This window comes from Sphingobacterium sp. UBA1498 (assembly GCF_002325125.1).
In the GTDB taxonomy this organism is placed as follows: domain Bacteria; phylum Bacteroidota; class Bacteroidia; order Sphingobacteriales; family Sphingobacteriaceae; genus Sphingobacterium.
The window spans coordinates 77,344-89,177 of the sequence record NZ_DCRG01000023.1 but is presented as its reverse complement, the minus strand read 5'-3'; the positions used below and the strand labels follow the sequence as shown (position 1 = coordinate 89,177).

The following is an 11,834-nucleotide window of genomic DNA, read 5'->3' as shown; positions in this document are numbered from 1 at the left end:
TTTAAAAAGATGAAGAATAAATTATTTCTGTTGTTATTGGCCGGACTGGCTCTCACAACATCCTGTAATAAATTTTTGGACGAAAATCCTAGCTCTAACCTGTCATTAATTAGTTATTATGAAAATGAAGGACAGGCCGAAGCAACTGTAAATGCACTTTACCGTCGGGGTTCACCATTACGTTATTCTACAACAGGTTCCTATCTAGGTTCTACGGCTTCCATTAATACCATTTTAACCGGGTATTTTACGAATAGTTATGAAGGGCAAGAGCGTGTCACCTTGTTTGCGCGTGAGTTGACGCGACAACAAAATACGAGCGTAATATCTCCTACAATGAATACGATTTGGGATGGAGCTTACGAAGCCATTAATATCGCTAATGCAGGTGTAAAGTACATCCCGCAGATAAACATGGTCAATGAGACCAAGAAAAATACCTTATTGGCTGAAGCCAAATTTTTTAGAGCCTACAACTACTTTTATCTTGTCAAAACATTTGGAGCAGTGCCCTTGTATACACTCCCGAATGAGACATTGAACGATCCACTTTATCTAGAACGTACCGAGGCGACGAAAATCTATGAATTGATAGAGACAGACCTGAAAAGTGCTGTAGAGGTACTGCCAGCCAAGACGTTCGTAGACAATGGTCATCGTATTACAAAATACGTGGCGGCAATGCTGTTGGCAGATGTTTATTTGCAGCAAAGTAAATTTGCCGATGCGGCTACTATGGCTAAGATTGTGGTTAACTCGCCGCACAAGATGACACAAAATACGGACTTTGCAGAAAATAGTGCCTACAACTTGTTGCGTCGTACGGATAATCTGGATGAGGTTATCTATGCGCAAGAATTTGATGATATTATTGCCAATAGTGGGGCGCGAACAGCCACTGCTTTTAGCTCGTCCGCAGTTTCGGTATTTACTACTTATTCGATATTTGAGCGTGTTTTTGGTCCTACGAAACAGTTTTTGAATGTTTACGATAAAGATGATTTACGGATCAAACCTAACCAGTTCTATCACTGGTCTTATACCAATCCGATTAATGGTAAAAAATGGACTTCAGAAGATGCTGGTATATGGTATTATGTCGATGAGCAAGCTCTGTTAACGACGGGAAGAGGGACAAAGGACTGGAATTTTTACCGTTATCCAGAAGCTTTGTTAACTGCGGCCGAAAGTATCGCTAAAACAACTGGAGTCAGTGCTGAAGCTGCCGGATATTTAGCACAGGTCAAAGCACGTGCGAACACAGCTGGAAAATCCGTTGCTGCTTTCACGGCAGAACTACAAGGATTGTCAGCAGAAAATTTTGTCAAAGAATGCTGGAAAGAACGTCTACGCGAATTACCGCTGGAATACAAAATGTGGGATGATATTGTACGTACAAAGATGTTCCCTGTAATCTCCACAACAGAAGCCGGAAAAGTAGATTTTGTTCCGCTAATCGGTGCGAAAAACGCATCTGGTGCGACATTTAAAGAATCCGATCTCTTATGGCCTATTTCACCTGATGAGATTCAACGCAACAATAAATTGACTCAGAATCCAGGGTATCAATAGATCTTTCAATAGTGGTCATGGCTATCAAAATGGATAGCCATGACTATCTAAACTGATTTATAGGTGAAAATCCCGAATCAGCAAAGTTATTTTAGAACCAGCGCTTTGTCTAATGCTCCTTCACGCAAAAAAATCAGTGACTGTTCAGTGTTGGTCGGGTATCGGAGCCACATAAAAAAAGCCGTTAAGAATTGATCTTAACGGCTTTTTTACGTTATCGCCAATATTATATATCTACGACCACATCCATTTTAAAGTCATCATCTTTTAGATGAACAATCTCAGTTGCTTTTTCGTAGTTAGTTGATTTCTTGGAGAAGAAATCATGTTGTGTTGTCTCGGTATTCAATCCATTCAATACGATTGGATTGACCTGTTTTACTTCGAAGATCGGATCAAATCCAAGATTCATTAACGCTTTGTTGGCATTATAACGAACATATTCTTTCACCTCGGCAGTTAAGCCCACTTCGGTATAGATCTCTTCGGTATATTTCAATTCATTCTCATACAAATTGTAAAGAAGTGCCAAGAAACGTGCTTTGACCTGATCTTGATTTTTTAATTTTTTGAATTGATCTTGGGCGATCAATCCTACGAATACGCCATGTATCGATTCATCAGCGATGATTTTTTTAATGATATCAGCTGATGCGACCATCTCGCCTTGTCCACATAACCATAACGGTAGGAAGAACCCGGAATAGAACAGGAAGGACTCCAATAATACCGAAGAAGCCATCGCCATATAGATTTCTTCTTCTGAAGCATCTTCTTTATCGATCGCACGATAATAACCATCGATTGTTTGCGCTTTGTATTGTAAGTATTTATTTTGCTGAACCCATTCGAAAATATCGTTGATTTCAGCGGTTGTAGAAACTGTCGTGAAAATAGTGGAATACGATTTTGCATGGATAGCTTCCATCATACACATATAGGACAATACTGCTTTATTCTGTAATGTGTCGATATGATCGATGATCTTAGGCATACCCGTATGACTCTGAAGGGTATCCAATAAGGTTAAGCCACCCAATGCTTTTTTATACGCATCTTTCATTTCTGGACTGATACGTTTCCAACTATCAATATCTTTCGATGGAATGTATTCTGTGTCGATCCAGAATTGACGGATATTTTGTTCCCAGAACATTAATACATAATCGTTCTCGGGGGTATTCCAGTTGACGGCTTTATATGTTTTACTCATTTTTAGTTTAAAGTATTAGGCATTTAGTTTACCAAATCGCAAAATTAAGCTGAACAAGAGACACATTCGTCAATCGTTGATTTTCTTGTCCGTGTATAGTAAAGGGATTTTAACCCTAGTTTATGTGCATAGATATAATATCTCGATAAATCTCTCGTCGAATCTTTTGAGTTGGTATGCAAAATAGTGGATACACCCTGATCGATATGACGTTGAATGACTGAAATCAGCTTCAATACTTTGAATTGATCCATATCATATGCCGATTTGAAATAGAAATAATTATCATTTGTCAAATATGGCATTGGATAGTAAGTTGTGCTGTCGCCATATTCACGTACTTCAATGATATCTACAATAGGCATAACCGATGCAGTAGCATTCATGATATAGGAAGTCGACTGATTTGGAGCAATAGCCAAGCGATAAGCATGATAGATGCCATGTTCTTTGATTTGTGCTTTTAACGCCAACCAATCTTCTACCGTTGGAATATGTATACCTTCGAATAACTCCGTTACCTTCGCTGTCTTTGGCATGTAATCGCGGTTGACATAGTTGTTGAAATAGGTGCCATCAGCATAGGCTGATTTTTCAAATCCAACAAATGTTTTACCACGTTCTTTGGCAATTTCCATGGACGCTTCCAATGAATAATAGTTCATCATCATAAAGAACGTATTGGCAAAATCCAATGCTTCGTTCGATTCGTACATGATGAAGCTTTTTGCAAGATAACCGTGTAAGTTCATCGCACCTAGCCCTACGGAATGCAACTCGCGATTTGCTTTTGCAATCGAAGGGACCATATCAATATTGGTTACGTCTGTAACGACAGTTAAAGCACGCATAGCCGTTTTTACGGTTTCTTTGATACGTTTGTTGTCCATTACAGTTGCAATATTCAATGAACCAAGATTACAGGAGATCCCATAACGGATCGTGTCTTGTTTGCCATAGATCTCAATGTCGGATACTTGAGATACCTGCATGATCTCCGTACATAGGTTAGAGAATTTTACCTGACCGATTTCATTCAACGCATGGACACGGTTGGTATTCTCTTTAAAAAATATATACGGGTAACCGGATTCTTTTTGTGTCTGTGCAATCTTAACCAAGAGGTGACGGGCATTGATCTTTTTCTTTTTTACGTTTGGATTCGTGATCAATTCGTCGTACATTTTGTCCATATCCATCTCGTCCAAGAATTGTCCATACTCTTGCATGACGGTATGTGGGTAGATCAAATAGCAAGGCTCATCTTTTTCTGCCAATTCCATGAATTTATCAGGCACGATAATACCGATAGACAAGGATTTGATACGTACTTTTTCATCGACATTGATCTTTTTACAATCCAAAAACTCTTCAATATCGGAGTGAAAAATATTGAGATATACGGCACCTGCACCCGGACGCTGTCCCAATTGATTGGCATAGGAGAATGTATCTTCCATGATTTTCATAATAGGAAGTACACCGCCCGCACGACCTTCAACACCTTTAATTGCCTCGCCACGAGCACGGATTTTCGAAATATTGAAGGATACGCCACCACCGATAGAAGATAACTTCATAGCAGAATCAACAGCGTAACCAATACCATTTAAGTTGTCACCGATTTCATCAAGGAAACAAGATACCAATTCTCCCGAGCGTTTCTTTCCTGCATTTAAGAATGTAGGTGTCGCTGGTTGGTATTCTTGATTGATCATGATTTCGGCGTATTCAATTGCTTTTTTTACACCTTCTTCTCTTGCCAAGAATAGGGAAACAGCAACAACGCGGTCTTCATAGCGCTCTAGGAATTTCTCACCAGAATCGTCACGCAAAGCGTAGCTCTGGAAGAATTTGAAGGCCGCCATAAAAGATTCAAAACGGAATTTTTTAGCGTATACATAGTTGAATACTTCTTCCATCTCTTCAAATGTAAACCATTGGTAAAAGTCAATATAATAGTTATTCTCTACCAAATAGTCTATTTTTTCTTTCAATGTATAAAAGAACACCGTGTTCTTATTTACATATTCTAAGAAATAGGCACGAACTGCTTCCTTATCTTTATGTAAGCTGAATTCGTCATCATGCTTAATCATGATTTCATTATTAAGCAATATCCAGTTTTTTGCTACTTCGTTTGCTACCATCGCAAAAGTTCTTTAAGATGTCAATAAATTGATTAATGTCTTCCATTGTTCCGGACAGTTCAAATTTGAATGCCAGTGGAATGTCGAAATCTTGTGAAATGCGATCAGCTGCTAAGCCATAATTCGGACCCCAATTGCGATTACCGCTGGAAGTAACAGAATAGATGTTTTTAGCTTCGCGTTTCATGAATTCTACTGTATTTTCGGGTACCTGCCCAAAATTTGTGGTGAAAGTGACCAAATGGCCAGGTTCTTTTACCCTCAAATCGGGGGTTATTTTATGGATTTGCCAGCCTGTTATTTGAGCGACCTTATCCATAAAACGCTGTACGTTGCCCGTTTTGGAATCATAATAAATGTGTATCATGTTGTTGTTTGGTTTAAATGATACGCTGAATTTATTAAAGTGCAATGGCAGCCAATTCTTCTGGTTTAAAGCCAATGATACGGTGTTGAATCTCTTCATTTTCCAACACAATTACAGTAGGAACTGTGCGGATTTTGAATCTTGCGGCCAAGTCTGGTTCATCAAAAGGATTAACCGTTTCATATTGGATACCTTTTTGATCCAAATAAGCCGATACTTGTGCACAAGGGGCACAATCGTTTTTCTCAAATTTGATAATTCTTGCCATGTTACTTGTTTATTTTTTTTATTCCAATCTTTATAGAAAAACTCGGAACGAAGTTAATTGTATCAATTTTAATAGGGGAGCCCGATCCTAAGGTTAGGCCGGGCATTGAAAACAGACAATTACCAAATAGAACGGTCTGTTTCCGATACGTAAAAAACTTCATTGAGTTGCTAATTCTTTTATTAGCTTAACAAATATCCTACATTTTCCTGCTATGCGGTAGGTTGACTTTTCCACATTTTGGGTAAAAGTTTAACAGAGCATGCGTTTGTAGAAGATTGTTGTGGTTAAGTTATTGATTTTGTTAGCGTTAAGAATGTGGATAACTTTAAATTGGTAATTTTTACCGCTATTTTACAAATGTTTTAAGTTTAATTTGAGTGTCATAAAAAAGCTACAAATCTTGCTTCTTAATGAAAGTTTTATTATTTTATTTTGCCTTAATTTGAAAAATAAATTTATGAAGAAACTATTCTATGGTCTCTTGCTGTTAACTTCACTACAAACGCAAGCGCAGGAAAACATTACCTTTCAAAAACCTTCTACTGAAATTCTGGCGTTAGCGGATTATGTACGCCCTCCTCAGCTGAAAATTTCAGGCGATAAAAATTGGATGCTTTTTACATTCCGCCCGACTTATAAAAGTCTAGCTGAATTGGGGCAGGAAGAAATGAAACTGGCGGGATTAAGGATTAATCCGAAAACATATATGGAGAGCTCAACGCTCTTTTACGATAAGATAGCCTTAAAAAAAATCGATCAAAATGTTGAATATACTGACTTTTCCGGGATGCCAGAAAAGGCTGCACTATCCAATTTTATGTTTTCTCCGGACAATAAATGCTTGGCATTCAGCAATAGCAATGATAGTGGTACAGCTTTATTTGTCGTTGATCTCGCTACGCGGAACGTCAAACAGTTAACCAATTACAATTTGAATGGAACAATGACGGCACCTTTTCAATGGTTGAAAAATTCGTCAGGTTTAATGATCACCAGTCTGCCGCAGGATAGGCCTGCACTATTGGATCCTTCCAAAGATTTGCCGAAAGGGCCGGTTGTTTCCACAAGCGATGGAAAGGTTTCTCAGTTGAGAACGTATCAGGACTTGCTGAAGAACCCGTTGGACGAGGCAAACTTTGAAACATTGGCGCAGTCGAATCTGCAAATTGTGGATCTTAACGGCAAAATTTCCTCTTTTAAAGACAGAGCCATTTATACAGGGATCAGCTTTTCCCCGAATGGCGAATATGTGATGGTATCAACGATCGCGAAGCCCTATTCGTATGTGGTTCCGCTTTCGTATTTTCCACAGAAGGTACATATCTATGATCGGTCAGGTAAGGAAATCGCACTTGTAAATGAGGTGCCTTTAACGGAAGTTATGGCAAAGGGCTTTTCATCTACACGCGCTGGAAAACGGGCCTGGCATTGGCGGAGCGACCAACCTGCTACGTTAGCTTATATTGAAGCCCTTGACGGCGGGGATGCGAATAATAAAACGGAGTTTCGGGATGCCTTATATACCTTGCCATACCCTTTTAAAGGGGCGGGAAAGCTTATTTTTAAAACCAAAGACCGTTATGCAGGTGTAGTATGGGGCAATGAGAAGTATGCTTTGGTTCATTCGCAATGGTATGATACTAGAAATAAAAAAACTTTTGTGGTTAATCCTTCCACGGGAGAATCCAAACTGTTGCACGATCGGAACAGTCAAGACGTGTATAATGATCCTGGCGACGTGTATACGGAAAGAAATAGCTTAGGCACTTACGCTATGTATATAGATAAGGATAAGGTCTTATTTGTGGGCAAGGGGTTTACTAAAGATGGCGAGTTTCCCTTTGTGGATGAACTCAATTTACACTCTTTAAAGAAAAAGCGAATTTACACTGCAGCAGCATCCGCACTACAAGAACGTATCAGCCAAATAGTAAATCCCAAAACAGGTGACTTATTAATTTCGCTTCAATCAGCATCGATCTACCCCAATTATTCCATGAAAAATATGAAATCAGGGAAACAGACGACACTAACAGCTCTTGAAAACCCGTTCAAATCCTTGGAAAAAGTTCATAAAGAGATTTTGAATTACAAACGTAACGATGGGGTAGAGCTTTCGGGAACGCTTTATCTGCCTGCCGGTTATGATTTTAATAAAAAGGAAAAATTGCCATTGCTCATGTGGGCTTACCCAAGGGAATACAAGGATAAGCATACCGCTGGACAGAGCACGGCCAACCCTAAGGAGTTTACATTCCCAAGTTATGGTTCTTTTATCTATTGGGTATCCAAAGGGTATGCTGTATTGGATAATGCTGCCTTTCCAATTGTTGGAGAAGGGACAAAAGAACCGAATGATACTTTTATTGAGCAACTTGTGGCCAATGCTGAGGCAGCAATCGATGCGGTAGACCGGCTGGGCTATATCGATCGAAAAAAAGTTGCGGTAGGCGGGCATTCCTATGGTGCATTTATGACAGCGCATTTGTTGTCCAATTCTAAATTGTTTGCAGTGGGAATAGCACGTTCTGGAGCATATAATCGAACCTTAACGCCATTCGGTTTTCAAAGTGAGCAGCGAAACTTCTGGGATGATCCCGCATTGTATATGACCATGTCTCCTTTTGTAAGTGCCGATCGGATGAAAACGCCACTGTTATTGATTCACGGTGGAGCAGATAATAATCCCGGGACGTTTACTTTGCAGACAGAGCGCTATTTCCAGGCGCTGAAAAATTTGGGAGCTCCTGTGCGCATGGTGATTTTGCCGCGTGAAGCGCATGGATATGTTGCCAAAGAAAATATCTTCCATCTATTGTGGGAGCAGGATCAATTTTTGCAAAAATACTTAAAAAATTAACTGTCTGGCCGAAACTATTGTGATCCGGACAAGACGCTATTTTAAGAAAAAAGGGACTACTGTCAGTCCCTTTTTCTGTGCAATAAATTTTGCTTGACTATCGAGCATCGTACCTATTTGCTCGCTTTGACCGTAAAGGGTACGACATATGCTCCCCACTCCAAGGAGACTGTTCCCTGTGGACTTGCATTAATCTTAAATTGTTCCTGTGAGGTACTTGCTGTTGCATTACTGACGGAAATGCTTAAGGCGTCTTCTTTGGAATCATATTTCGTTCCCCACTGATTCCAAACTTTATTGAACATGAGCGTTGTTTCATGTTCGCCCGGGATACTGTAAAGACTATATTTTCCAGCGGCCAATTTCTTGCCTTCAACCAATACATCTTTATCGAATTCGATCGTGGTGGCTTCATTTGCTCCGGTTCGCCATACTTTACCGATAGGGGCAACATCAACACCCAATTGACGGCCTTTCAATGATGGACGGCTGTAATTGATGTCGATTGTGATACCATCGACCGTAGTCACCTTGGTGTTGTCAGGAGGACTTGGTCGTTTACTTTTGTCTGTCTGCGCAAAGGTAAGCTGACCTATTAAGGTCAGAATTGCTAAAATCACTACTCTCATATGTGCTTATTTTTTTGATTAAACAATTAAATATAAGATTTTTATGTGATGAAAATTTTCCGTTTTATTAGAACTTTACGAAATCATGACCGGTCGGTCTTAGGCGCTATGAGTTGTATCCTGGAAATAGATAAAAATAAAAAGCCAGCGTTTTAAGCGCTGGCTTTTTATTTTTATACCAAATACTCGAATAATGTTTGGTCTTTGTTGATCTCAATGACATCAAACTTATATTCTTTCATGCGTTCAATCAATGTTGTATAATCTTCGGGTTTGTTGAGCTCGATGCCGACTAGCGCGGGCCCCCTTTCTCGCTCAGTCTTTTTGATAAACTCAAATCGTGTAATATCATCTTTAGGTCCCAATACTTCGGATACGAAAAGTTTCAATGCGCCAGGCCTTTGCGGGAAACGAACGATGAAATAATGTTTGTAACCTTCGTAAAGTAAAGACAGTTCTTTGATTTCACTCATACGGTCAATATCATTATTTCCACCGGATATGATACAGACGACTTTCTTTCCTTTAATTTCATCTTTGTGGAACTCGAGCGCTGCTACGGAAAGTGCTCCTGCAGGTTCGACGACAATTGCATCCTTATTATATAGTTCTAAGATACAGGTACAGATTTTTCCTTCAGGAATAGAACGCGTATCATCCAGCAGTTGTTTGGCGATTTCGAATGTTGTGGCACCGATTTTTTTAACAGCGGCCCCATCAACGAATTTGTTAATATGTTCAAGTTCAATCGGTGCGCCATGTGTCAGGGCAGCTTGCATGGAAGGGGCACCTTCGGGTTCTACACCATAACATTTGATTGCTTTGTTTTTATTTTTAAGGTAATAGCTAGCGCCTGCAGCCAGACCGCCACCACCAATAGGAATAAACATAGCGTCCATATCGGGTAGATCCTGCAAGGCTTCAACAGCAACGGTGCCCTGACCTTCTACAATTTTGAGGTCATCAAAAGGAGGGATAAAAGTCATGCCGTACTCTGCTGTATAAGCTAGCGCAGCCTTTTGGCAGTCGTCAAAGGTGTCGCCGGTTAAGATGATTTCTACATTGCCATTACCCCACATTTCGGTTTGCGAAATTTTCTGGCGTGGTGTCGGACCGGGCATAAATATCACCCCTTTGATATCGAGTTTATTACAGGAGAAAGCGACGCCTTGTGCATGATTACCTGCGCTTGCGCATACAACACCAAGCTGCCGCTCTTCTTCTGTAAGTGAAATAATCTTATTATAGGCTCCTCGTAGCTTGTACGAACGTACGACCTGTAGGTCTTCTCGTTTGAGGTAAACTTCGGCGCCATATTTTTCGGATAAATGCCTGTTATACTGTAAGGGGGTGCGATTGACCACAGACTTGATGCGTTCAAGCGTGGCCTCGGAGTCGATATTTAAGGTTGAAAGATTCATTGTTAGAGGATTGCCCAGTTAAGGTAGGTAAGAAAATGCAGATACCCGCTATTATACTAAAGATTCTACCGCTACTGTGTGTTTTAATATAGTTGATTTTTTTTGAAGAAAAAAGGCTGCATGAGCAGCCTTCCTTTTCTAGATTTTTTCTTGGACGAGGCTTTTCAGGTCATCATCACAAATATTTTTCTTTTCGTCGGCCAGAACCAAAAAGCGTTGATAGCAATCTGCTAGATCGTCTTTTTCAAGGTGAAATCCTAAGCGCTCTAAATGGTGTTTAAGTGCATGTCTTCCAGAACGGGCCGTTAAAATGATATCAGCTTCCAACAAACCAACATCTTCTGGTCTGATAATCTCATAGTTTTCGCGATGCTTTAAGAATCCATCCTGGTGGATGCCTGAGCTATGTGCAAAGGCATTGCGACCTACAATAGCTTTATTTGGCTGCACAGGCATGTTCATCATTTCACTTACCTTGCGGGATAAGTAGGTAAACATGCGGCTATCAATATTCGATGTTAAACTTCCAAATGCTTGCTTGTGTACCTTAAGGATCATGGCCACTTCTTCCAGCGACGTGTTACCAGCACGCTCACCGATACCGTTTATTGTACATTCTACCTGACGGGCACCATTTTGTATCGCAGCGACGGAATTTGCCGTTGCAAGTCCCAAGTCATTATGGCAATGAGCGGAAATGATCGCTTGATCAATATTGCGTACATGTTCTTTCAGATACTTGATTTTTGATCCATATTGGTCCGGTAAACAATAACCGTTTGTATCAGGAATATTAACGACAGTAGCTCCGGCAGCAATGACCGATTCCACCATTTTAGCTAGAAATTCTAAGTCTGCGCGACCAGCATCTTCTGCATAAAACTCGACATCCTCAACATAGGATTTAGCATGTTTTACAGCGGAAACAGCTCGTTCTAAAATTTCTTCTCGTGTGCTATTGAATTTATATTTGATATGCATGTCCGAAGAGCCTATACCCGTATGGATGCGCGGGCGTTTGGCGTATTTTAATGCTTCGGCAGCGACATCAATATCGTTTTTATTGGCACGGGTCAATGCACATATAATGACATCGTTCACGGCTTTAGACAATTCTACCACCGATTGAAAATCACCAGGGCTAGACACTGGGAAACCAGCTTCGATAATATCAACGCCAAGTTTTTCTAAGTCCTTTGCGATCTCAATTTTCTCTCGAGTAGTTAATTGGCATCCGGGTACCTGTTCGCCATCACGCAATGTGGTGTCGAAGATGTAAAGATGATTAGGATCGTGTAACATAATTTCTTAATTCAAAAGATTTATAAACTAAATATGTAAGAAGCAATGC

Annotated in this window: 9 protein-coding genes; 2 read left to right on the top strand and 7 right to left on the bottom strand. The window is 40.1% G+C overall.

The features are described 5' to 3' along the window. The first annotated feature begins 9 nt into the window (after window positions 1-9). A complete protein-coding gene (locus tag B3139_RS13615) occupies window positions 10-1,572 on the top strand; it encodes a RagB/SusD family nutrient uptake outer membrane protein (RefSeq protein WP_293883967.1) in 1,563 nt (520 codons plus the stop codon). A gap of 226 nt (window positions 1,573-1,798) precedes the next feature. Here B3139_RS13615 and nrdF read toward each other — a convergent pair whose 3' ends face one another. Genes nrdF through B3139_RS13595 form a run of 4 tightly spaced genes read right to left on the bottom strand, consistent with a single transcriptional unit; the run spans window position 1,799 to window position 5,570 of the window. After that, entirely contained in the window at window positions 1,799-2,785 is a 987-nt protein-coding gene (gene nrdF, locus B3139_RS13610; protein WP_209578155.1) for a class 1b ribonucleoside-diphosphate reductase subunit beta, read from the bottom strand. A 44-nt stretch (window positions 2,786-2,829) separates the two neighbouring features. Further along, window positions 2,830-4,935: a class 1b ribonucleoside-diphosphate reductase subunit alpha gene (gene nrdE, locus B3139_RS13605; RefSeq protein ID WP_209578156.1), complete on the bottom strand. Its 2,106-nt coding sequence runs from the start codon at window positions 4,933-4,935 to the stop codon at window positions 2,830-2,832. After that, window positions 4,895-5,302 (bottom strand): class Ib ribonucleoside-diphosphate reductase assembly flavoprotein NrdI, encoded by a 408-nt coding sequence (nrdI, locus tag B3139_RS13600; protein WP_293883963.1) that lies wholly within the window; start codon window positions 5,300-5,302, stop codon window positions 4,895-4,897. Before nrdI ends, nrdE begins: the two co-directional genes overlap by 41 nt. Before the next feature lie 34 nt (window positions 5,303-5,336). Next, window positions 5,337-5,570, bottom strand: coding sequence for a thioredoxin family protein (locus B3139_RS13595; protein ID WP_046673718.1), 234 nt, complete (start codon window positions 5,568-5,570; stop codon window positions 5,337-5,339). Window positions 5,571-6,030: 460 nt separating this feature from the next. Here B3139_RS13595 and B3139_RS13590 point away from each other — a divergent pair, with 460 nt between their 5' ends. Then, window positions 6,031-8,433: a S9 family peptidase gene (locus B3139_RS13590; protein ID WP_293883958.1), complete on the top strand. Its 2,403-nt coding sequence runs from the start codon at window positions 6,031-6,033 to the stop codon at window positions 8,431-8,433. Between the two features lie 113 nt (window positions 8,434-8,546). Here the strand turns inward: B3139_RS13590 and B3139_RS13585 are convergent, their stop codons facing one another. From B3139_RS13585 to B3139_RS13575, 3 genes are all read right to left on the bottom strand, one after another. After that, entirely contained in the window at window positions 8,547-9,062 is a 516-nt protein-coding gene (locus B3139_RS13585) for a DUF2911 domain-containing protein (RefSeq protein ID WP_293883956.1), read from the bottom strand. A gap of 173 nt (window positions 9,063-9,235) precedes the next feature. Further along, entirely contained in the window at window positions 9,236-10,483 is a 1,248-nt protein-coding gene (ilvA, locus tag B3139_RS13580; RefSeq protein ID WP_293883955.1) for a threonine ammonia-lyase IlvA, read from the bottom strand. A 138-nt stretch (window positions 10,484-10,621) separates the two neighbouring features. Next, entirely contained in the window at window positions 10,622-11,785 is a 1,164-nt protein-coding gene (locus tag B3139_RS13575) for a 2-isopropylmalate synthase (RefSeq protein ID WP_293883954.1), read from the bottom strand. Window positions 11,786-11,834 lie beyond the last annotated feature (49 nt).

Excerpts from the sequence above, each read along its gene's own strand:
- B3139_RS13615 (WP_293883967.1), top strand. The coding sequence starts at position 10 with ATGAAGAATAAATTATTTCTGTTGTTATTGGCCGGACTGGCTCTCACA.
- nrdF (WP_209578155.1), bottom strand. The coding sequence starts at position 2,785 with ATGAGTAAAACATATAAAGCCGTCAACTGGAATACCCCCGAGAACGAT.
- nrdE (WP_209578156.1), bottom strand. The coding sequence starts at position 4,935 with ATGGTAGCAAACGAAGTAGCAAAAAACTGGATATTGCTTAATAATGAA.
- nrdI (WP_293883963.1), bottom strand. The coding sequence starts at position 5,302 with ATGATACACATTTATTATGATTCCAAAACGGGCAACGTACAGCGTTTT.
- B3139_RS13595 (WP_046673718.1), bottom strand. The coding sequence starts at position 5,570 with ATGGCAAGAATTATCAAATTTGAGAAAAACGATTGTGCCCCTTGTGCA.
- B3139_RS13590 (WP_293883958.1), top strand. The coding sequence starts at position 6,031 with ATGAAGAAACTATTCTATGGTCTCTTGCTGTTAACTTCACTACAAACG.
- B3139_RS13585 (WP_293883956.1), bottom strand. The coding sequence starts at position 9,062 with ATGAGAGTAGTGATTTTAGCAATTCTGACCTTAATAGGTCAGCTTACC.
- ilvA (WP_293883955.1), bottom strand. The coding sequence starts at position 10,483 with ATGAATCTTTCAACCTTAAATATCGACTCCGAGGCCACGCTTGAACGC.
- B3139_RS13575 (WP_293883954.1), bottom strand. The coding sequence starts at position 11,785 with ATGTTACACGATCCTAATCATCTTTACATCTTCGACACCACATTGCGT.